A 21,985-nucleotide genomic window follows, 5' to 3' on the forward strand; every position below is an offset into this window, starting at 1 on the left:
GGTGTTAGATGGTTAAAGCTGGATTATTGATGTCAGCCATATTCGCCCTGGCAAGCACTATGACCTGGGCAGAAAATGCCGAGAAGACAACGAAAACTGATTGTGACTGCGATAAGAAAGTCGTGGCAAAGCACTACGAGTATGATCCGAGGGGTAATTTGCCGCCAATGGAAGAGTTTACCAGCGCAATGGGCAATAGCAGCAGCGGAAGTTCCCATTAAACTTGGGCTTAAATGAAAAACGAGGCCAAATGGCCTCGTTTTTGTTTTTAACACCTAACACAACTGTTTTTTTGTTTAACCGCTGTTTTGAACGTTACAACTCTGTGACAAATTGAGCGGTAGTCAAAGAAATAAAATATTGTACATATGGAAGTTGCTAAAGCACCTGAATGCTTTGTGAGCAAGTTCTAGCGGTTGCTTTTGTACATTTCCGCAAAGCTTGGTTGGTAAAGTGCAACGATTTTTTCAAAAATACGAGCCATATCTACTTCCTCAATCTAAATCAAAATGGTTGGGGAAACAGTCTACAACCCGCCAAAAAGATGACTTTTGCTCTCTGGGCGGCTTTATCTGTTTCTGGCGCTGATTATAGGTGTTTTTGATTAAACAAAAAGCGAGTTAAATTTTACTTTCGCATAAATTAAACTAATCCGTATTTGCTATTGATAGTCAATGTAACTATTGATTTGTCAGTAGTGAACAGGAATTTTTTGGTCATAAATTGACCCCTTTAAACATGTTCAATCATTTTTTTTCTAAGGATAAATACCGGGAATATGAAGGGATAAAACAGAATGTGAAGTGGCATTAATACCACCACTCAAGATTTAGAAGAGTAGGGTTTTAATATCGAGCTTCCAGTTGTTTAAATGGCGGTCAATAGTTTGATCTGGGTCAACCAAGGTGCGGGTGGTCAATAAATGAGCAGGGTTTATTGATATTTATCAAAGCAAATTGTGCGATAAATCCATTGAGCCAGACGCCGAATGCCAGTAATATTAGCAATGACTTTATTAGCTGTAGCTTAACAACAAATTAACTAATTTGGTACAGTATCGCAACATATCAGGGATGCCACTGATTATTTAAATAATGGCAACCAGGAAGGTGACAAAATTGCGACTATGTTTGGCTACATTTTGCTAAGCCCAACCATAAGTGCACTGTGTTGTACTGTCGTCAGTCAGCCTGGCGAAAGAAGGAGTTCTCAATGTTCACTGATATCGTCGAACTATCGCGGTTACAGTTCGCATTAACTGCGATGTATCACTTTTTGTTCGTCCCATTGACTCTCGGTATGGCTTTCCTACTAGCCATCATGGAGTCGGTTTACGTAATGACCGGAAAGCAAATCTACAAGGACATGACCAAGTTCTGGGGTAAGCTTTTTGCCATCAACTTCGCCCTTGGTGTTTCCACGGGTCTTACCATGGAGTTCCAGTTCGGTACTAACTGGGCATACTACTCCCACTACGTAGGTGATATTTTCGGTGCGCCGCTGGCTATCGAAGCACTTATCGCTTTCTTCCTTGAATCTACCTTAGTTGGCCTGTTCTTCTTTGGTTGGGATCGTCTATCCAAGCGTCAGCACCTTGCTGTTACTTGGCTAGTTGCTCTTGGCTCTAACTTCTCGGCGTTGTGGATTCTGGTAGCAAATGGTTGGATGCAGAACCCTGTAGGTGCAGAGTTCAACTTCGAAACCATGCGTATGGAAATGGTGAGCTTTGCAGAAGTGGTACTCAACCCGGTTGCTCAGGTGAAATTCGTTCACACTGTAGCGTCTGGTTACGTAACAGGTGCGATGTTCGTACTGGCTATCAGTTCTTACTACATCCTTAAAGGCCGTGATATCGCCTTTGCCCGTCGTTCATTCGCGATTGCAGCAGCATTCGGTATGGCGTCAATCCTATCTGTAATCGTGCTTGGTGATGAATCAGGTTACGAGCTAGGCGACGTACAGAAGACCAAACTAGCGGCTATCGAAGCTGAGTGGCATACAGAAGAAGCGCCTGCTGCGTTTACGCTGTTTGGTGTGCCAAACCAGGAGACGATGGAAACGGATTATGCGATCAAGATCCCATATGTAATGGGTATTATCGCCACGCGTTCTTTCGACACTGAAGTAACTGGTCTGCGTGATCTGAAAGACGAACACGAAGAGCGTATCCGTAACGGTATGGTTGCTTACGGTCTGCTTGAGAAACTGCGTGCTGGTGACAAGACACCAGAAAACATCGCAGCGTTCGATGAGGTGAAACACGACCTTGGCTACGGCTTCCTGCTTAAGCCATACGCTGAAAACGTGGTTGATGCGACAGAAGAAGATATCGCCCGTGCTGCGGATGACTCTATCCCAACAGTATGGCCGCTATTCTGGAGCTTCCGTATCATGGTGGCATGTGGCTTCCTGATGCTGGGAATTATCGGTGCGGCATTTGTTCAGTCTTGCCGTCATAAGATCACCGAGAACAAGTGGGTACTGAAAGCCGCGCTTTACGGCTTGCCACTTCCTTGGATCGCAGTAGAAGCGGGTTGGTTCGTTGCAGAATACGGACGTCAGCCATGGGCAGTGGGTGAGATCCTGCCGGTATCAATGGCGGTGTCTAACCTGGCACCATCAGATATCATCACTTCTTTGCTAGCAATTATTGCGCTGTACACAGTGTTCCTGATTGCTGAATTGTACCTGATGATCAAGTTTGCTCGTCTAGGTCCTAGCAGCCTGAAAACTGGCCGCTACCACTTTGAAACGAATGATGCACCACAGAATGTTGTTGCGCGTCAGGTTGAAGCATAATCAGGGAGAGTTGAGCAATGTTTGAATATGAAGTATTGCGATTTATCTGGTGGGTGCTGATCGGTGTGCTATGCATCGGCTTTGCAGTCACAGATGGTTTTGACATGGGTGTCGGTGTACTGTCCCGAGTTATCGGTAAGACAGACAGCGAACGCCGAGTAATGATTAACTCTATCGCCCCGCACTGGGACGGTAACCAGGTATGGTTGATCACCGCAGGTGGTGCACTGTTTGCGGCATGGCCACTGGTTTACGCAACAGCGTTCTCTGGTTTCTACTTTGCGATGATCATCACGCTAGCGGCACTTTGGCTTCGTCCGATCGGTTTTGACTACCGTTCGAAGATTGAAGATCCAAAATGGCGTGAAGCGTGGGATAAAGCCATCTTCGTGGGTAGCTTTGTACCGCCAGTGATCTTCGGTGTGGCGTTCGGTAACCTGATGCAGGGTGTACCGTTTGAGCTGAACGAGTTTCTGATCCCGACTTACAAGGGCTCATTCTTCGGCCTGCTTAACCCGTTTGCACTGCTATGCGGTATCGTGAGCATCCTGATGATCACTACCCAAGGTGCTGCATACCTGCAGATGAAAACCACTGACGCTATTCGCGAACGCGCTCGCCGTGTAGCAATGCTAACCTCAGTAGGTACGGCGGTTTGTTTTGCTATCGCAGGTATCTGGGCTCAGAGCATCGAAGGCTACATCGTGACGTCTGAAATCATGACTAACGCGCCTTCTAACCCGCTGACCAAAGAAGTTATGCGCCAGAGCGGTGCCCTGTTTGCAAACTTCGATGCGTACCCACTATTGTGGATTGCACCGGCTCTAGCAGTTGCGATGCCTGTACTGACAGTATTGTTCTCACGTGCCAACCGCGGTGCACTGGCTTTCATCACCTCTAGCCTAACGATGGCAGGTGTGATTTTGACTGCTGGTTTTGCATTGTTCCCGTTCATCATGCCTTCAAGCTTGGTTCCAAACCACAGCTTGACCATGTGGGACGCAACGTCTTCTGAGCTGACACTGAACATCATGACCGGTGTTGCAGCGGTGATGGTTCCGATTATCCTGGCGTACACCTCTTGGTGTTACTACAAGATGTTTGGCCGTCTTGATACCAAATATATCGAAGACAACAAGAACTCACTGTACTAAGGAGACAGACTATGTGGTATTTCGCTTGGATCCTGGGTGTGCTACTTGCTTGCTCATTCGGTATCATCAACGCGCTGTGGCTTGAAGCGACAGAAAATATGGATAAAGAGGATACCGGTGAGTAACCTCGATCACTGGGTGAAAAGTGCCCACCAGTGGCTGGACTTCGGTCTGCTGCGCATTGCGTCACTGCTGATGTCGATGGCATCTGCGGGGCTGGTGGTGTGGGAGCCCACACTTTTTGCTCAGGCGATTGGCGGATTCGGACCGATTATCTCGCCAGCCCTGATTTGGGCAACGTGTGCCGCTATGGTCTTTGGTGTGGGCTTTGTGCCTCGCCGCTGGTACTGGCAGGTGTTTTTCACCCCGTACATCTCGTTGCCTATCTTGGCTTACATTTTGTTTTTGCGTTTGACGTAACAAACTGATTTCAAACTGTTTACGCTGATACAAAAACATACAATTGAAACAGCCCATTGCAATTGAGTAATGGGCTGTTTTTTTATATATGGATAAAATGCCATCAGTTAGATAGCGGAAAGGGAAGTACAGGCAGTGACAAGATCATCAAAAAGTAAAACTCTGCCTGTTAACTGTTAATGCATGATTCCAATCTGGTAGCCAAGTTAGGTATAGTAAGCCCTTGAGTAAAAGCCTAAATACATTGGCACACGTGATAGAACACCAAGGTTGGAATGATAATGACCGAAGAGCATCCGTTTGAATGGCCGATCAGGGTCTACTACGAAGACACTGACGTAGGTGGCCTTGTTTATCATGCTAACTATATAAAGTTTTTTGAGCGGGCGAGGACGGAACTCTTCCGCTCTGTCGGTGTCAGTCTTAACGACTTGTTCGCCGAAAAAGTCAGTTTTGTTGTGCGTCATTTAGAGATCGATTACCTCAAAGGCGCCAAATTGGATGATCAACTTGTTGTACGAACCTGGCCTAATACTATACGCCGGGCTTCAATCGAATTTTGTCAGGTTTTAGTTAACACTAGCGGGCAAACCTTGTGTAGCGCATCGATTCAGGTAGCCTGTGTCCACCCCGATACGTTGAAACCTATCAAGATCCCAGAACATATTTTATCGGAGATAACTAAGTGACTGAACTTTCGATTTTAGATCTTTTCCTGCAGGCGAGTCTGCTAGGTAAGGTCGTTGTAATCATTTTGATGTGTATGTCCGTTGCTTCATGGACCATGATCATCAAACGTTCCCAAGTCTTGTCACGGGCTAAAACCAATGTGGAGCGCTTCGAAGACCGCTTCTGGTCGGGGGTCGATTTGTCTCAGCTATACCAAGAGGTAGAAGCGCGCAAAGACAACCTGACCGGCACCGAACAAATCTTCCATGCGGGCTTCAAAGAATTCGCCCGACTTCATCGCAACAACGGCAAAGCGCCGGAAGCGGTGATGGAAGGGACTGGGCGTGCGATGCGTGTTGCTATGTCACGTGAAGTGGAAGAGCTTGAAACCAACCTGCCATTTCTGGCAACCGTCGGCTCAATCAGCCCATATATCGGCCTGTTCGGTACGGTGTGGGGTGTAATGCATGCCTTTATTGCCCTTGGTGCGGTTAAGCAAGCTACGCTGGCAATGGTTGCTCCGGGTATCGCTGAATCTCTGATTGCTACAGCGATTGGTCTGTTCGCGGCAATCCCTGCAGTTATTTTCTTTAACAAGCTGACCAACCAGGTGGCCAAGCTTGAGCACTCTTACGCCACGTTCATGGAAGAGTTTTCTAGCATCCTGCACCGCCAGGCATTTGCTGCTCAGCAGGAGTAAAAGCAATGGCTTATCAACCGAAAAAACGCAAGGTTACTTGTGAGATAAACATTGTTCCCTATATCGACGTGATGTTCGTCTTGTTGATCATCTTTATGGTAACAGCTCCCTTTATTACCCAGGGCGTTGACGTTGATTTGCCGAGCACCACAACGGCCAAGACGGCAGCAGAACTGGTTGGTGAGAATAACGAAAAGCCACCGATTATTGTCGAAGTTGACCAAGACGGCCACCTGGGGATCAGTGTTGATGATCAGGATATGCAACGCGGGCTAGGTCTCAACGATATACTGACACGTGTTCGCGCTGAATTGCAGCTTAACCCTGAATCCGCAGTGCTGGTTGGTGGTGATGCGCGTGCACCGTATGCTTATATCATCGAAACTCTCGATGCCCTTAATCAGGCTGGTGTTGGATCAGTAGGTTTGATGACCGAACCTCTAGAGCAATAAGCGGGCAGGCAGGATGAAGAAAAGAGAATATAGTGCTGCCTTCATTGTTTCGTTACTTATGCATGGTTCACTGGTCGCTATGTTGTTGTGGGGAACGGATTTCATCATGACAAAACCCAAGCCATCGGGAAACATCGTTCAGGCGGTGGTGGTCGATCCGGCTTTGGTGAATCAGCAAGCACAGCGCATTCGCCAGCAGCGTGAAGCAGCACAAGCTGCCGAGCAGGACAGGCTGAAGCGTTTGGAGCAGCAAGCAGATGCATTGGAAAAGATGCGTCAGGAAGAAGAACAGCGATTGCGCCAGCTAAAGGCGGATAAGCTGAAAGCGGAAAAAGAAGCCCGTGAAGCCGAGCAAGAGCGTAAGCGCGTCGCGGCTGAGCGAGCCAAAGCAGCGGAAGAGAAGCGCAAAGCGGATGAAGCAGCACGGGTAGCCCGTGAACAAGCCACCAAGGCTGAAGCTGAGCGTAAAGCGAAGCAGGAAGCAGCCAAAAAAGCTGAACAAGAGCGCCAGCGTCAAGTCGCTGAACAGCGCAAAGCTGAAGAAGCGAAGCGCCAGGCAGAAGCTGCTGCCGCAAAAGCAGAAGCAGAGCGCCAGGCACAGATTGCTGCCAAGAAGAAAGCCGAAGAAGAAGCCCGCAAAGCAGAGGCTGCCCGTAAGGAAGCCGAACGTAAAGCGGCCGAGGCCCGTGAACTTCAGCGCCAGCAGGAAGCGGCACTGAATGATATGTTCGCTGGACTTGAAGCTGAGTCTGAGCAGCGTGGCGGTGCCCGCGGCCAGTTTGTAGCGGATGAAACCCAGCGCTACGGAGCCATCTATACCCAGATGATTCAGCAAAACTTGTTGGTAGAGCAAAACTTTATCGGCAAGGAATGTGTGATCCGTATGCGTTTGTCGAGCAATGGTTTGGTGCTTGATGCGTCGGAAGACGGTGGCGACAGTGCCGTATGCCGTGCAGCGAAAGCAGCGGTGGTGAAGGTTAGCCAGTTCCCGATGCCGGAAGATCCAGCCGTTGTCGAGCAGCTTCGCAATATCAGACTAACAGTAAGCCCGCAATAAGGAAGGAGTAATGATGAAACGTTGGTTAATGGGTTTGTGCGTGGCTCTGTTGAGTTTCAGCCAAATCGCACATGCAGAGTTGGAATTGGTGATCACCGAAGGGGTAGATTCTGCCCGTCCTATCGGGGTCGTGCCTTTTAAGTGGGAAGGTGCCGGCAAAATGCCGACTGATATCTCGGCTGTCATTGCTTCTGACTTGCGTCGAAGCGGTAAGTTTTCGCCGGTGTCGACCAGCAATATGCCGCAAACACCTTCGAGTGAAGAGCAGGTTGACTACAACGCTTGGACGTCAATGGGCGTTGATGCCCTGGTAACCGGCACGGTAACCATAAACGAGCAGGGCAACTATGTCATCAATTACCAGTTGATTGACGTTGTTCGCGGTCAGCTGACCAGCGGCCAGAGCCGTGGCTTGGAAAACGGCGAGCTGGTAATGACCAAAGATCACTTGATGATCAATAACCGTGCAACGGTAAAAGAGTCGCGTCTACGCCATTATGCTCACCGTATCTCAGATATCGTTTACGAGAGGCTGACCGGTGAAAAAGGAGCGTTCCTTACTCGCATTGCCTATGTAGTGATTGATGATAAGGCACAGTATCCGTATCAGCTGCGCGTGGCAGATTACGATGGCTTCAACGAGCGCCTTGTATTGAAATCCCAGCAGCCATTGATGTCACCGTCATGGTCGCCGGATGGCAGCAAGCTGGCATACGTGAGCTTCGAGAACCAGCAGGCCCAGATTTTTATCATGGATATCTACAAGGGTACCCGTGAAATGGTGACCTCTTTCCCTCGTCACAACGGTAATCCGCGCTTCTCGCCAGACGGCAAGAAGCTGGCGATAGTACTGTCGAAGAGCGGTAGCTTGCAGATCTACATTAAAGACCTGGAAACCAAGGAATTGAAGCAGATCACCCGTGGCCGTGCGAACAATACCGAGGCATTTTGGGATCCGAGCGGTGACTCTTTGATATTTACCTCAGACAGAGGTGGTAACCCACAGATATATAGAGTAAATTTAGCTGACGGTTCGACTAAGCGCCTGACTTGGCAAGGAAGTCAGAACCTCGGTGGTCAATTGACGCCTGATGGTCGGTTCCTGATTATGGTGAATAGGTCTGAGTCCGGCTACAACATTGCCAAACAAGACTTGAAAACCAATGCCGTGCAGGTACTGACCAAGACATTTTTGGATGAGTCACCAAGCATTGCGCCAAATGGCGGCATGGTGATTTACAGCTCGGTAAATAACAAGTCTAACGAGTTGTCATTAGTGTCGATTGATGGGCGATTTAAAGCAAGATTACCTGCTACTAACGGGCGGGTAAGGGCTCCTGCCTGGGGACCTTTCTTGTAAGTTAGCAGTAACTAGTAATAATAAAGGAAAATAAAATGCAACTGAACAAAGTTTTAAAGGGTTTGGCAATTGCGCTGCCAATGTTCACTCTAGCGGCATGTAGCTCAAGCGAAAGCACTGATAGCTCTGCGGCGTCAGAAACCAACACAGGTTCAACAACTGAGCAATCAACAGTTGTAACTTCACCTGTTGAGCAAGAGCCAGTACTATCTGAGCAGGAGCTACGTAGCCAGCAGCTACGTCAAGAGCAAACTGTTTACTTCAAGTTTGACAACGCTGAAATCCAGCCTGACTACCAGGATATGCTAACTGCACACGCTGAATACCTTCGCGACAACGCGGAAGTTAAAGTGATTGTTGAAGGTCACGCTGATGAGCGCGGTACGCCAGAGTACAACATCGCCCTAGGTGAGCGCCGTGCAAACGCAGTTGCTAAGTACCTTCAGGCACTAGGCGTATCTGCTAGCCAGATCTCAATTGTTAGCTACGGTGAAGAAAAGCCTCTAGTTCTAGGCCACACTGAAGCTGACTACGCCAAGAACCGTCGTTCGGTTCTGGTTTACTAAGCCAAATAGGTAATTACGATGAACAGTAACACAATGCGAAAGCTCGCATTTACGTTGCTGGTTGGTGCGGCGACCCAGGTGGTCGCCGCACCTGCTCCTGTTACTGAAATTAGCGGTAACAGTGCGCAGGGCGGTAGCCTGGAACGTCTGGAAAGGATGATTGAGGCCCGCAACCAGGTGCAGTTGGATATGCAACGGCAACTGGATCAGCTGGCAACCGAAATGGATGAGCTACGAGGGATCGTAGAGAGAAACAGCTATGATCTTAGCCAGATGCTTGAGCGTCAGCGAGAACTCTACCGTGAGATTGACTCCCTGAGCCGTCAACCTCAAACGAAGCCAGCTGAAGAAAAAGCAACGGATAAGGCAAGCACCGAAGTTTACTCCGGTAACGTGAGTGAAAACGAAGCCTATGAGTCTGCCGTGAACCTGATCTTGAAAGAGAAGGATTACACCGGTGCGATCACTGCATTCAAAGGTTTCCTTACTACCTATCCTGAATCAAGCTACAAGCCGAATGCACACTACTGGCTTGGTCAGCTTTACTTCACACAGAACCAGCTACCTGATGCGGCAGAGCAATTCACCGCGGTTGCCAGTTTCGAGAAGTCCAACAAGCGCGCTGATGCTTTGCTGAAGCTGGGTATTATTGCCGAGCGTAGCAAGAAAACAGAAGATGCGAAGAAATACTACCAGCAAGTGATTTCTGCCTATCCGAACTCAACCAGTTCGCGACAGGCTCAAAGTAATCTTGATAAGCTCTAAGCGCTTGCCTGGATAGATATAAGAAGGCCGTTTATACGGCCTTTTTTGATCCATGCTATTTGAACGTTTGCGGTGTATAATGCGCGGATTGTACATGGACAGCAATAGAGCAACCGAGCTATGAGTCTAACATTTGATCCCTCTGAAATGGTCTATCCGTTTCCACCTAAGCCAACGCCGCTAACTGCCGACGAGCAGCAGGCGTACAAGGCAAAAATCAAGGCATTGCTAAAGGAAAAAGACGCAGTGCTGGTGGCCCACTATTACACCGATCCTGAAATCCAGGCTCTGGCGGAAGAGACCGGCGGCTTTGTTGGCGACTCGCTAGAAATGGCCAAATTCGGTAACCAGCACCCGGCTAAAACGCTGGTGATCTGTGGTGTACGCTTTATGGGCGAGTCAGCCAAGATCCTGACCCCGGAAAAGCGTGTATTAATGCCGACACTGGAAGCCGAGTGTTCACTCGACCTTGGTTGCCCGATTGATGAGTTCAGCAAGTTCTGTGATGCTCATCCAGACCACACTGTCGTGGTGTACGCCAATACATCCGCTGCGGTAAAAGCCCGCGCTGACTGGGTGGTAACTTCAAGTATCGCGCTGGAAATTGTTGAGCACCTAGATAGCGAAGACAAGAAAATTATCTGGGGCCCAGACCGCCACCTAGGCTCCTATATCGCGAAAGAAACCGGTGCGGATATGCTGCTGTGGCAGGGCGAATGTGTCGTGCATGACGAGTTCTCAGCCAAAGCACTGCGTGATATGAAGCACCTGTATCCGGATGCAGCGATACTGGTTCACCCAGAATCACCAGCCAGCGTTGTGGCGTTGGCTGATGCAGTGGGCTCAACCAGCCAGTTGATCAAGGCAGCGAAAGAGCTTCCTAACCAGCAACTGATCGTTGCTACGGACAAAGGTATCTTCTTCAAGATGCAGCAGATGGTACCGGGCAAAGAGCTGATCGAAGCGCCAACTGCCGGTGCGGGGGCGACTTGTCGCAGCTGTGCCCACTGTCCGTGGATGGCAATGAATGGCCTTAAGGCGATTGAGCAGGGCCTGCGTGAAGGCGGTGAGCAGCATGAGATCTTTGTCGACGAGTCGCTACGTGAAAAGTCACTGATCCCGCTGAACCGCATGCTGGACTTTGCTGCCCAGTTACAGGTGAGTGTGAAGGGCAATGCGTAAAGCATGAAGCTTCAGTTAAAAGAGCGACCTCGGGTCGCTCTTTTTCTATGTGCCACAGCGCATATTGGAGTAGACTCTACGTTTTAAGGAAGGAGATCTCGAATGGGACAGACAATGCTGACGGTTGCGTTGCCCATCGCGCTGGCATGGATGATGTACTGTGTGGGCCTGACACTGTCTGTGGCGGACTTCAAACGGGTTGGTCGCTACCCGATGGCTGTGTTGCTGGGACTGTCTGCCCAATTGATCGGCTTGCCATTGATCGCACTGGCTCTGATCCAGCTCCTTGGCTTGCCCGAAGTGGTCGCAGTGGGGTTGTGGTTATTGGCACTGGCTCCAGGCGGGGCTTCATCGAATGTGATTACTCACTTGTGCGGCGGTAATACTGCACTATCAATCTCGATGACTGCTGTCAGCAGTTTGATCATCCCTTTTAGTCTACCTTTATTGCTTCCTGTTGTGTTGAGCGAAAGCCAACTGGTATTGCCACTGAAAACGGCCATTTTGCAATTGGTCATGGTGACTCTAGTGCCGGTATCAATTGGGATGCTATGCCATCATCTGGGGCGTGGAAAACGGTTCGAAACGTTTGCCAAATGGGCGGGGCGTTCGTCGATTTGGGTATTGATGTTTACTGTAGCGATCACACTGGCTGCCAACACTAAGGTGTTCCAGCAGCTGTTCTCAAGTGCATCGATCGTGGCGATTTCCTTGTGCTTGTTGGGGATGGCATTGGGTGTGATTGTTGCCCGATTGCTCAAAGGTGGGGAGCAACTGACCAAGACATTGGCCATCGAGGTAGGGATCCAAAATGCTGGCACAGCCATATTCGTTGCCGTCGTTCAACTCAAACAGCCTGAGTTGGCACTGACTCCGTTGTTGTACGGCGTATTGATGAACATTCCGGTTGCGGTGATGATCTATCGCCATCAGCGCGGACGCCTGCGTGCTTTCTTTGCTCGTGAGTCAGGATAAAGAAGCCAAACAGATAAAATAGATACAAAAAAGCGGCCACTAAGTAAAAGTATCCTAAGTACCTATACTTGGTGGCCGCCTTTAACTTGTCTGCTAAGACGTTAGGCTTCTGCTTCGCCTTCGTTGACCAGCTGGTAGCCACGGATGGTCAGGCCACATAGCATTGTTGGTACTGAGGTAAAGATCTCTTCGAACTGAGCTAGGCCGTCAGCACCTTCTTGGGAAAGGGCTTCCATCGCATTTTCCGGATCGTAAAGTAGGCTGAAGCAAAGCAATACACCGCCAAGCAGTGCGTTGTTTTCGCTCTCTTCCGGCATAATAGTTTCCCAGTCATCGCGAGACAATTGCCAGCCCTGAAGCAGACCTTCAGAAAATTCGCGAGCATCGCTTGAGACCAACTCTTTGTCATCGAGTGCACAACCTTCCGGCCATTGCCAGCTGCCTTCAAGCAGTGCTTGGCGGCTTTCATTCCATAGGTCAATAATGGCATTAGCATAGCTTTCAAGTTCTTCCTGGCTTGTGAAAGGAGAAGACTCTTCGCCGCCCCACATGAAGGCCAGCCATTCAGACGGATTGATAAGGTGAGGGGCTGCCGCCATTGCTGTTACAAAGCCACGGGTCTGTGCTTCGGAAAGCAACTGTTGAGCCAGCTGCGGGTTTTCCAGCAGTGTGCGTAAAGATGAAGACATAATTCGCTCTCGTATATTTGGTGTCTGGGTTGGTCCAACGCAAGGCTGCCGCTGGAAAAACACGATTTTATACGAAGTATTGTAACAGGGTCGTGAAGAAGGTGGCACTGTTCACCGGTAATTCGGGAACTTTGCTGCAATAGTAAACACTCAATTGATTGTGTTATGTTTTTTGTTGACCTTTACGGCCTCAGCCACTATAGTAGCGACCCTGTTGAGGCGACATGCCTTGGCAATACAATTTGGTGAGGTGTCCGAGTGGCTGAAGGAGCACGCCTGGAAAGTGTGTATACGGCAACGTATCGAGGGTTCGAATCCCTCCCTCACCGCCATCTTCAAAAAAGCCGCATTCGAAAGGATGCGGCTTTTTGCTGTTTGAAAATAAACTTCCTCAGGCTTCCAGTTTCGGTTTGGTATGAATACAAAAATGCCCAGCTATAAGACTGGGCATTGTTAGTCGACATAGAAATCGAGATTAGCTCTTCTTTGTACCAAGGATCTGCGCAATCACAATAACCGCAACAGCCACCAAGTTGGCTGCGAAGATGATCTCCAACCACTGTGGCATGGAAAGGCCAAAGAACTGCCAAACAATCTTACCGCAGTCGCCAGAGGCTTCAAACATCCAAGGTACCCACTGGTTCAGTGGCGCCCAAGCAGGGAAGTTAACATCCAGTGCACAAGTCGCTGACCATGGGAATTCAGGGAATTGATAGCCGATGTGCTCTTGTGCCAATGCCAACCCTTGGTATGAGCTATAGGCCCAGCCTGCAAGGCCTGTCCAGCGAATCACACTGTTCTTCGGTGCAATCATTCCGACAAGTGCAGCAATGCCGATCCCCATCATGGCGACGCGCTCGTAGATACACATCACGCACGGATCAAGTTTCATCACATGCTGGAAGAACAGGGCACAGGCTTCAAAAAAGATGATGAAGGCTAGCAAGATAGCCCAAGATAGACGGTTTTTAGAAAAAGTATTTAAAAAATACATACGGTGTTCCCGGGTAAAAGGTTAACTGCTAAAACGGCTATCGATAGGTGATGAAAAACCATCCATCACTCAGCCGGTTTAGCACTTAGCCATTACTCATAATGACCAAGAAAGTGCTAATTTCTGTCAGTAATTAGGCCTAAAAAATAAATATTAGCACCAATCAGTAATGAAAAATACAATAAAGCCCTGATGATTCAGGGCTTTAATACAGACAATCAGATATTGAAAAAATTCAATTAATGGCCAACCGCCGGGGCAATTTGTGAAGCAGCCTCCACCGCTCCCTGGGTGATCCAGCCAAGGTCATAGAACCACTGTGTCATTGGTACCAGCGTGAACTCGATACAGGCCAAGCCAACCAGTGACAGCACGATGGTGTATGGCAGCGCCATGTATACCATGCGGCCGTAAGACAGGCGAATGAGCGGTGCCAGTGCCGATGTCAAAGCAAACAGGAAGGCTGCTTGACCATTCGGTGTTGCCACAGACGGTAGGTTAGTACCGGTGTTGATTGCTACGGCTAGCATATCAAACTGATCACGGGTAATGACACCATCCAGCAATGCCGCTTTGACTTCATTGATATACACCGTGCCGACGAACACATTGTCAGACACCATGGAAAGTAGGCCATTGGCAATGTAGAACATGGTCATCTGCATGCTACCTTCCAGGCTCAATACCATTTCGATAATAGGCGCAAACAGGTGCTGGTCGATGATCACTGCAACAATCGAGAAGAATACAGCCAAAAGCGCGGTGAACGGCAGTGCTTCTTCAAATGCTTTACCCAGTGCATGCTCGTCGGTAATACCGGTGAACGAGGTGGCAAGAATAATGACTGTCAGGCCGATGAGACCAACAGCTGCAAGGTGCATTGCAAGACCAACGATCAGCCAGATGGCAATGATAACTTGTACCACAAGTTTGGCGTAGTCTAGGTTGGTACGGCGTTTACGTTCTTCATTGTCGAATTCAACCAAGATACGGCGAACGTTTTCAGGAAGACGGGCACCGTAGCCACAGATCTGGAACTTCTCGACCAACACACAGGTGACGATACCGCAAAGGAATACCGGCAGGGTGACAGGTAGCATGCGGAGGATAAACTCGCCGAATAACCAACCAGCCTGATCGGCGATGATCAGGTTTTGCGGTTCACCCACCATGGTCATTACACCACCCAGCGCGGTACCGATACCCGCGTGCATAAGTAGGCTGCGCAGGAATGCTCGGTAGTTTTCCAGGTCATCTCGGCTGACTTCCAGGATATGGCTGTCCGAGGTATGGTCGTGCGAAGCATGAGGCTCCTGGCCTGAAGCTACTTTGTGGTAAATGCTGTAGAAACCAATGGTCACGCTGATCACAACGGCGATCACGGTCAATGCATCCAGAAAGGCAGACAGGAAGGCCGCCATGACACAGAATGACAATGACAGTAAGGTTTTTGAACGAATGCCGATCAGTATCTTGGTGAAGATATAAAGCAGCAATTGTTTCATGAAGTAAATGCCGGCGACCATGAAGATCAGTAGCAATAGAACTTCAATATTGGCAACCAATTCGTGTTTGACCATCTCGGGGCTGGTCATCCCGATAGCGACCGCTTCGATAGCCAGTAAGCCGCCAGGCTGCAGAGGATAACATTTCAGCGCCATCGCCAGGGTGAAGATGAACTCGACAACGAGTAGCCAGCCTGCAACGAATGGGTCAACGAAAAAGAAAACAATCGGGTTGATGATCAGGAAAGCAATGATCGCGACTTTGTACCAGTCGGGTGCTTTTCCTAGGAAGTTTTTTATAAAGGCGTTCCCTAGCGAAATTGCCATTTGTTCGAGTCTCTTGATATACGCAAATACTAATAATTATGAGCTGCGTTGCTATCTTGCCTTTTGAAGTCCGAGAGCAGGATAACCATTATGTTATTGTTCTGGTTAAGTGTTCTATTGAGACCCTCTAAGCTAAAGACCATTTCCTTGATGGTGTTTAACTTAAAGCAGGCAGCAGCATCCATTCAGCTCCCAGAGTGAAAACGTGCTAACTCTACCGCGTGATCCATCGCAGTCAAGTGCTTAGAGATGAACTTATTTAAGATTATGAACATTCATCCTAAAACATGGCTTGTACAGGTATTTTCCACGTAGCCATGAAATATATGCTTACAATTTTCATTTTACGTTGAGCTCAGTCAAGTTTTAGTCCGACGAATATTTGAGCGGAATTTTGCGTGCTTGAGATATACCGGGTGCATATCAAACACTACAGACTGCATGGTTATAAATAGATAACTAGGATACTTCTTTTAGTAATTAGGTAGGCATTAGGTAAAGACTGGTGGTATGATGAGTTAATAAAAATAGAGCAAGAAGCAACTGGAAAACTGATCAGATGGTTATAAAGGCTGATAGCCCAGCAACATTTGCTGAGAAATATATTATTGAGAGTATCTGGAATAATCACTTCCCACAGGGCTCAATCCTTCCCGCAGAACGAGAGTTGTCTGAACTAATTGGTGTTACACGAACGACTCTTCGTGAGGTATTGCAGCGTCTGGCTCGTGATGGTTGGTTAACTATCCAACACGGTAAGCCGACCCGGGTGAACAACTACATGGACACCTCTGGCCTGAATATTCTCGACACCCTTATTACACTCGACGGCCAAGATGTTCAGGGCGTTCTGGAAGATTTGCTTTCAGCTCGTACCGACATCAGTAGCGTTTATATGCGTTATGCCGTTAAGGGTAACCCGGAAGAGTCTTCAGCGCTGATCAACCACGTGATTGAAGAGTGCGAAGCCTTGTTGAAAGCCGACAGTTTCTCTGACTACATCGAGCAAAGCGAAGACAAAGCAGAGCTGATGCAGGAGGTGAAGAAGATTGTTGATAAATACGGCAAAGACGATCCTGAATTGTGTGAGGCGATTTCCCGTGCCCGCGCATTCAACTACTTCGACTACCGTATGTTCCAGGGCTTGGCCTCTAAGTCGGGCAATACGTTGTACGTACTGACTATCAATGGCCTTCGCAAAATCTACACCCGTGTTGGTGGTTACTACTTCATGTCTAAGGAAGCGTGTGAACTAGCACTCGACTTCTACCGTGATATGAAGTCTTACTGTGATAACAGCCAACCAGACATGGTCGCTGATCGTATCCGCAAATACGGTCGCGAGAGTGGGGCGATTTGGTATGCCAACCGTATTGAAATTGCTCGTTACCTGTACGAAGAAGAGCAGTAATTCGAGTTTTTTCTGCGTAGCATAAAAAAGGAGATGCCTCGGCATCTCCTTTTTGTATCTGAATATTAACAGCTGTGTAGCAATTATATCTCCGTATTGTACTGGGCCCGGTTCGGGCAAGTCCCCAAAATGTGGGAGCGGCCGTCCGGTAATTCCTCTTCCAATGTCACATCAAAGCCCCATAGGCGGTGCAGGTGTTTGAGCACTTCTTGGTGGCTGTTGGCTAACGGGATCCGGTTATGAGGAACATAACGCAAGGTTAGCGAGCGATCACCTTTCAAAGCAACGTTCCAAACTTGGATATTCGGCTCATTGTTGCTCAGGTTGTACTGGGATGACAGTTTCTCTCTGATCATCCGGTAGCCTTCCTCATTGTGAATCGCGCTGACTTCAACATAGTTATGGCGGTCGTCATCATTGACAGCAAACAGTTTGAAATCACGCATCACCTTAGGAGACAGGAACTGGCTAATGAAGCTTTCGTCCTTGAAGTTCTCCATGGCAAAGTGCAGCGTATCCAGCCAGTCCTTGCCGGCAATATCCGGGAACCAGTATTTATCCTCTTCGGTTGGGTTTTCACAGATCCGGCGAATATCCTGGAACATGGCAAAGCCCAAGGCATAGGGGTTGATACCACTGTAATACGGACTGTTATAGTCCGGCTGAGCCACCACATTGGTATGGCTGTGCAAGAACTCAATGATGAAACGATCCGTTACCAAGCCCTCGTCATAAAGATGATTGAGGATGGTGTAATGCCAGAAGGTTGCCCACCCTTCGTTCATAACCTGGGTCTGTTTCTGCGGGTAGAAATACTGGCTGACTTTACGCACGATCCTGACCACTTCACGCTGCCATGGCTCCAGTAATGGGGCATGCTTTTCGATAAAGTAGAGGATATTCTCCTGTGGCTCTGCCGGGAATCTCACTTCTTCGGCTTCGACTTCTTCCTCATGCTGTATCGGGATAGTACGCCATAAGGAATTGACTTGCGTTTGTAGGTAATCTTCCCGGGCTTTCTGACGCGCTTTTTCCTCGACCATAGAAATCTTCTGTGGTCGTTTGTAACGGTCTACGCCATAGTTCATCAGCGTATGGCAAGAATCCAGCAACCTCTCAACTTCATCGACGCCGTATTTTTCTTCACACTCGGTGATATATTTACGGGCGAACAACAGGTAGTCAATGATCGAGCTGGCATCGGTCCATGTCTTGAATAAGTAATTGCCTTTAAAGAACGAGTTGTGGCCGTAGCACGCGTGGGCCATAACCAGAGCCTGCATGGTGATGGTGTTTTCTTCCATCAAATAGGCAATACAGGGATCTGAGTTGATCACAATTTCGTAGGCGAGGCCCATTTGACCGTGTTTGTAGCCCCGCTCGGTTTCGATGAAACGCTTACCGAATGACCAGTGATGGTAGTTAATCGGCATACCAATACTGGAATAAGCATCCATCATTTGTTCGGCAGTGATGATCTCGATTTGGTTGGGGTAGGCATCAAGCCGGTAGTGGTCAGCTACCCGCTTGATTTCCTTATGATACTGATCCAACAAATCGAATGTCCAATCTGGACCGTCACTGAGTGTCTTAGATTTGGCGACTGTCTCCATAGCACATTCCCCCTAAAGCGATGTTAACTGACTTGCTTTTTAAATAGCTCCCGGAATACAGGGAAAATGTCTTCCACACTCCTTATGTTCTGCATCGCAAAGTTACTGTGGCTGGCTTGTAGCGCCTCATATTCCCGCCATAGTGTTTGGTGTGCCCGGCGTGTGATTTCGATGTATGAGTAGTAACGGGTAACTGGCAGGAGCTCTTTGTCCAGCAGCTCTCGACAGCCCGGTGAATCATCCGCCCAGTTATCCCCATCCGACGCTTGTGCTGCGTAGATATTCCACTCGGAAGGAGAGTAGCGTTTCTTCACAATCTCATTCATCAACCGCAGTGCACTCGACACTATGGTGCCCCCAGTTTCCTGGGAGTAGAAGAACTCGTGCTCATCCACCTCTTTGGCTTGGGTATGGTGGCGAATAAACACTACGTCGACATTCTTGTAAGTTCGGTTGAGGAACAGGTACAGCAAGATATAGAAGCGTTTGGCCATATCTTTTGTTGCCTGATCCATCGAGCCCGAGACATCCATCAAGCAGAACATTACCGCCTGGCTGCTTGGTTGAGGTCGACGCTCATAATTTTTGTAGCGTAGATCAAAGGTATCAATGAACGGTACGCTGCTGATCTTCTGTCGTAGTGCCTGGATCTCGTTTTTCACCCGCTCTTCCTCGAAAGGTTGAGCCGGTTCGGTGTTCATGAGCAGATCCAGCATTTTCTCTAGCTCGCGAAGTTGGCGGCGTTTACCTGCTGTCATTGCCGTTCGGCGCGCCAGGGAATTCTGGAGCGATTTTACAATGGCAATATTGGCCGGTACGCCGGACGACTTGTAGCCCGAGCGGAAAGTTTTCCACTCAACAATTTTGTTGAGCTGGTTCTTCTCGAGGTTTGGCAGTTCCAAATCCTCAAAGAGCAGATCGAGATATTCATCTTTGGAGATTTGGAATACGAATTCATCCTGGCCCTCACCATCTGGGCTAGCCTGTCCTTCACCCGCACCGCCTTGGCCGCCCCCTCCTTGGGGGCGTTCAATTCGGTCTCCGGGGCTGAACTGGTCGTTGCCCGGGTGGACAACTTCACGTTGTCCACCACGGCCTTGGTGAAAGCTTGGCTCGCGGATGTCACGGTTCGGAATCGTAATATCTTCACCGCTTTCCACATCGGTAATCGAGCGCTTGTTTACCGCATCAGCAATAGACTCTTTGATCTGTTGCTTGTGACGACGCAGGAAACGCTGACGGTTTACCGTGCTTTTGTTTTTACCGTTGAGCCTTCGGTCTATAAAATGCGCCATAAGCTCTCCCCTTATTCATCCCATCCACGCTAACTTAAGAAGACTTACGTACGCGTAGGTACCACTCGGAAAGTAGACGTACCTGCTTACGGGTGTAGCCTTTTTCCATCATACGAGCAACGAAGTCATCATGTTTCTTCTGCTCTTCGGTAGATGTTTTGGCATTGAATGAAATCACTGGAAGCAGCTCTTCGGTATTGGAGAACATTTTCTTCTCGATAACCGTACGAAGTTTCTCGTAGCTGGTCCAGTTCGGGTTCTTACCGGCGTTGCTGGCACGGGCACGCAGTACGAAGTTGACGATTTCGTTTCGGAAATCTTTCGGATTGCTGATGCCTGCTGGTTTCTCGATTTTCTCCAGCTCGTTGTTCAGAGCAGCTCGGTCGAATAGCTGTCCGGTTTCTGGGTCACGGTATTCTTGGTCTTGGATCCAGAAGTCGGCATAGCTGACATAGCGGTCAAAGATGTTCTGGCCGTACTCAGAGTAGGACTCTAGGTAAGCGGTCTGGATCTCTTTACCGATAAACTCGACATACTTAGGTGTTAGGTAACCCTTGAGGTGTTCAAGATATTTTTCGGCCAACTCTTGCGGGAACTGCTCTCGTTCAATCTGCTGCTCTAGGACATAGAACAGGTGGACTGGGTTAGCGGCCACTTCGGAGTGGTCGAAGTTGAACACGCGAGATAGGATCTTGAATGCGAAACGGGTAGACAGGCCGGCCATCCCTTCATCAACACCGGCGTAATCGCGGTATTCCTGATAAGATTTGGCTTTCGGGTCGGTATCTTTGAGCGTTTCACCGTCATAGACACGCATCTTCGAGTACAAGCTCGAGTTCTCTGGCTCCTTCAGACGAGAAAGCACCGAGAAGCGGGCAAGAATTTCCAAGGTAGAAGGTGAGCAAGGTGCCGCTGATAGCTCAGAGCTCTGCAGCAGTTTCTCGTAGATTTTGATTTCTTCGGAAACACGCAGACAGTATGGCACTTTGACAATGAAGACACGGTCAAGGAAGGCTTCATTGTTCTTGTTGTTACGGAATGACTGCCACTCAGATTCGTTTGAGTGCGCCAAGATGATGCCGTCAAACGGCAGTGCTGATAGCCCTTCGGTACCGTTGTAGTTACCTTCTTGCGTCGCGGTAAGTAGTGGGTGCAAGACTTTAAGCGGTGCCTTGAACATCTCGACGAATTCCATCAGGCCTTGGTTGGCCTTACAGAGTGCACCGGAGTAGCTATAGGCATCTGGGTCATCCTGAGCGAAGTGCTCAAGCTGACGGATATCTACTTTACCAACCAGTGACGAGATATCTTGGTTGTTCTCATCGCCGGGCTCGGTCTTGGCAATACCGACTTGGTCAAGAATAGAAGGACGCACTTTCACGACTTTGAATTTGGTAATGTCACCACCGAACTCGTGCAGGCGCTTGGCGGCCCAAGGAGACATAATCGTATTCAGGTAGCGATCAGGAATGCCATATTCCTTCTTGAGGATATCGCCATCTTCACCTTTGTCGAACAGACAGAATGGATGATCGTTAACCGGGCTGCGCTCACCGTTGGCTGTTAGCACATAGACTGGCACCTTCTGCATGAGGCTTTTCAGTTTTTCAGCCAATGATGATTTACCGCCCCCTACAGGACCAAGTAGATAGAGGATTTGCTTACGCTCTTCTAGGCCTTGTGCGGCATGTTTGAGGTAGGAAACGATTTGCTCAATCGCTTCTTCCATACCATAAAAATCTTCAAATGTTTTATAGCGGGAAATCACGCGGTTGGAGAAAAGGCGGCTCAAGCGTGGGTCTTGAGCTGTGTCAATCATTTCTGGTTCGCCGATAGCCATCAGCAGACGCTCTGCTGCATTGACGTAAGAGCTACGATCGTTACGACAGATCTCAAGGAACTCTTGCAATGAAAGCTCTTCATCCTTGGATTCTTCATAGCGTTGACGATAGTGGTCAAAAATACTCATGGTATGCCCCCTGAATCGTTCTTTAATCAATTAGAAAGGACGAAAACACAAATCTTTCACATCCCCCATATCTTAAGACTAGA

21 protein-coding genes and 1 tRNA gene are annotated in these 21,985 nt (G+C 48.7%); 16 read left to right on the top strand and 6 right to left on the bottom strand.

The genetic code is table 11. The features are described 5' to 3' along the window. Window positions 1-8 precede the first annotated feature (8 nt). From ACXAD4_RS05220 to ACXAD4_RS05285, 14 genes are all read left to right on the top strand, one after another. Complete coding sequence (locus ACXAD4_RS05220; protein ID WP_475239287.1) at window positions 9-221, top strand: hypothetical protein; 213 nt, start codon at window positions 9-11, stop codon at window positions 219-221. Window positions 222-1,212: 991 nt separating this feature from the next. After that, a complete protein-coding gene (gene cydA, locus ACXAD4_RS05225) occupies window positions 1,213-2,799 on the top strand; it encodes a cytochrome ubiquinol oxidase subunit I (protein WP_475239289.1) in 1,587 nt (528 codons plus the stop codon). Between the two features lie 17 nt (window positions 2,800-2,816). Further along, on the top strand, window positions 2,817-3,953 hold the full coding sequence (gene cydB / locus ACXAD4_RS05230) for a cytochrome d ubiquinol oxidase subunit II (RefSeq protein ID WP_475239292.1): 1,137 nt from the start codon (window positions 2,817-2,819) through the stop codon (window positions 3,951-3,953). An 11-nt stretch (window positions 3,954-3,964) separates the two neighbouring features. Then, window positions 3,965-4,078, top strand: coding sequence for a cytochrome bd-I oxidase subunit CydX (cydX, locus tag ACXAD4_RS05235; RefSeq protein ID WP_317523376.1), 114 nt, complete (start codon window positions 3,965-3,967; stop codon window positions 4,076-4,078). Further along, window positions 4,071-4,373 carry a cyd operon protein YbgE gene (ybgE, locus tag ACXAD4_RS05240; protein ID WP_475239294.1) on the top strand — a complete coding sequence of 101 codons (303 nt, stop codon included), beginning with the start codon at window positions 4,071-4,073 and terminating at the stop codon, window positions 4,371-4,373. Before cydX ends, ybgE begins: the two co-directional genes overlap by 8 nt. Window positions 4,374-4,654: 281 nt before the next feature. Further along, window positions 4,655-5,062, top strand: coding sequence for a tol-pal system-associated acyl-CoA thioesterase (gene ybgC, locus ACXAD4_RS05245; protein ID WP_475239297.1), 408 nt, complete (start codon window positions 4,655-4,657; stop codon window positions 5,060-5,062). Next, the gene (tolQ, locus tag ACXAD4_RS05250) at window positions 5,059-5,742 is read left to right on the top strand and encodes a protein TolQ (RefSeq protein ID WP_317523373.1); all 684 of its coding nucleotides are present in this window, start codon (window positions 5,059-5,061) and stop codon (window positions 5,740-5,742) included. Before ybgC ends, tolQ begins: the two co-directional genes overlap by 4 nt. Window positions 5,743-5,747: 5 nt before the next feature. Next, entirely contained in the window at window positions 5,748-6,194 is a 447-nt protein-coding gene (gene tolR / locus ACXAD4_RS05255) for a protein TolR (RefSeq protein ID WP_475239299.1), read from the top strand. Between the two features lie 13 nt (window positions 6,195-6,207). After that, complete coding sequence (gene tolA, locus ACXAD4_RS05260; RefSeq protein ID WP_475239300.1) at window positions 6,208-7,251, top strand: cell envelope integrity protein TolA; 1,044 nt, start codon at window positions 6,208-6,210, stop codon at window positions 7,249-7,251. 10 nt (window positions 7,252-7,261) lie between these two features. Further along, window positions 7,262-8,611: a Tol-Pal system beta propeller repeat protein TolB gene (gene tolB / locus ACXAD4_RS05265; RefSeq protein ID WP_475239302.1), complete on the top strand. Its 1,350-nt coding sequence runs from the start codon at window positions 7,262-7,264 to the stop codon at window positions 8,609-8,611. 35 nt (window positions 8,612-8,646) lie between these two features. Next, window positions 8,647-9,177, top strand: coding sequence for a peptidoglycan-associated lipoprotein Pal (pal, locus tag ACXAD4_RS05270; protein WP_107298589.1), 531 nt, complete (start codon window positions 8,647-8,649; stop codon window positions 9,175-9,177). Between the two features lie 18 nt (window positions 9,178-9,195). Beyond that, complete coding sequence (gene ybgF / locus ACXAD4_RS05275; RefSeq protein ID WP_475239305.1) at window positions 9,196-9,942, top strand: tol-pal system protein YbgF; 747 nt, start codon at window positions 9,196-9,198, stop codon at window positions 9,940-9,942. Window positions 9,943-10,062: 120 nt separating this feature from the next. After that, window positions 10,063-11,124 carry a quinolinate synthase NadA gene (gene nadA / locus ACXAD4_RS05280; protein WP_475239306.1) on the top strand — a complete coding sequence of 354 codons (1,062 nt, stop codon included), beginning with the start codon at window positions 10,063-10,065 and terminating at the stop codon, window positions 11,122-11,124. 102 nt (window positions 11,125-11,226) lie between these two features. After that, complete coding sequence (locus ACXAD4_RS05285) at window positions 11,227-12,099, top strand: bile acid:sodium symporter family protein (protein ID WP_475239308.1); 873 nt, start codon at window positions 11,227-11,229, stop codon at window positions 12,097-12,099. Window positions 12,100-12,200: 101 nt separating this feature from the next. Here ACXAD4_RS05285 and ACXAD4_RS05290 read toward each other — a convergent pair whose 3' ends face one another. Then, entirely contained in the window at window positions 12,201-12,788 is a 588-nt protein-coding gene (locus ACXAD4_RS05290) for a UPF0149 family protein (RefSeq protein WP_475239311.1), read from the bottom strand. A gap of 244 nt (window positions 12,789-13,032) precedes the next feature. Here ACXAD4_RS05290 and ACXAD4_RS05295 point away from each other — a divergent pair. Continuing rightward, window positions 13,033-13,120, top strand: a tRNA-Ser gene (locus ACXAD4_RS05295). A gap of 143 nt (window positions 13,121-13,263) precedes the next feature. On the opposite strand, the gene dsbB is transcribed toward ACXAD4_RS05295, so the two are convergent. Then, window positions 13,264-13,782, bottom strand: a complete 519-nt coding sequence (gene dsbB, locus ACXAD4_RS05300; RefSeq protein ID WP_475239312.1) for a disulfide bond formation protein DsbB — start codon at window positions 13,780-13,782, stop codon at window positions 13,264-13,266. A 239-nt stretch (window positions 13,783-14,021) separates the two neighbouring features. Further along, the gene (gene nhaB, locus ACXAD4_RS05305) at window positions 14,022-15,614 is read right to left on the bottom strand and encodes a Na(+)/H(+) antiporter NhaB (RefSeq protein ID WP_475239314.1); all 1,593 of its coding nucleotides are present in this window, start codon (window positions 15,612-15,614) and stop codon (window positions 14,022-14,024) included. A gap of 559 nt (window positions 15,615-16,173) precedes the next feature. Here nhaB and fadR point away from each other — a divergent pair. Continuing rightward, complete coding sequence (gene fadR, locus ACXAD4_RS05310) at window positions 16,174-17,025, top strand: fatty acid metabolism transcriptional regulator FadR (protein ID WP_475239316.1); 852 nt, start codon at window positions 16,174-16,176, stop codon at window positions 17,023-17,025. Between the two features lie 83 nt (window positions 17,026-17,108). Here fadR and ACXAD4_RS05315 read toward each other — a convergent pair whose 3' ends face one another. Genes ACXAD4_RS05315 through ACXAD4_RS05325 form a run of 3 tightly spaced genes read right to left on the bottom strand, consistent with a single transcriptional unit; the run spans window position 17,109 to window position 21,902 of the window. Continuing rightward, on the bottom strand, window positions 17,109-18,638 hold the full coding sequence (locus ACXAD4_RS05315) for a SpoVR family protein (RefSeq protein WP_475239319.1): 1,530 nt from the start codon (window positions 18,636-18,638) through the stop codon (window positions 17,109-17,111). A gap of 23 nt (window positions 18,639-18,661) precedes the next feature. Continuing rightward, a complete protein-coding gene (locus ACXAD4_RS05320; RefSeq protein ID WP_475239321.1) occupies window positions 18,662-19,933 on the bottom strand; it encodes a YeaH/YhbH family protein in 1,272 nt (423 codons plus the stop codon). Between the two features lie 34 nt (window positions 19,934-19,967). Further along, complete coding sequence (locus tag ACXAD4_RS05325) at window positions 19,968-21,902, bottom strand: PrkA family serine protein kinase (RefSeq protein WP_475239323.1); 1,935 nt, start codon at window positions 21,900-21,902, stop codon at window positions 19,968-19,970. Window positions 21,903-21,985: the final 83 nt, after the last annotated feature.

The sequence above is a fragment of the Photobacterium sp. AWH4_225 genome (assembly GCF_056158405.1).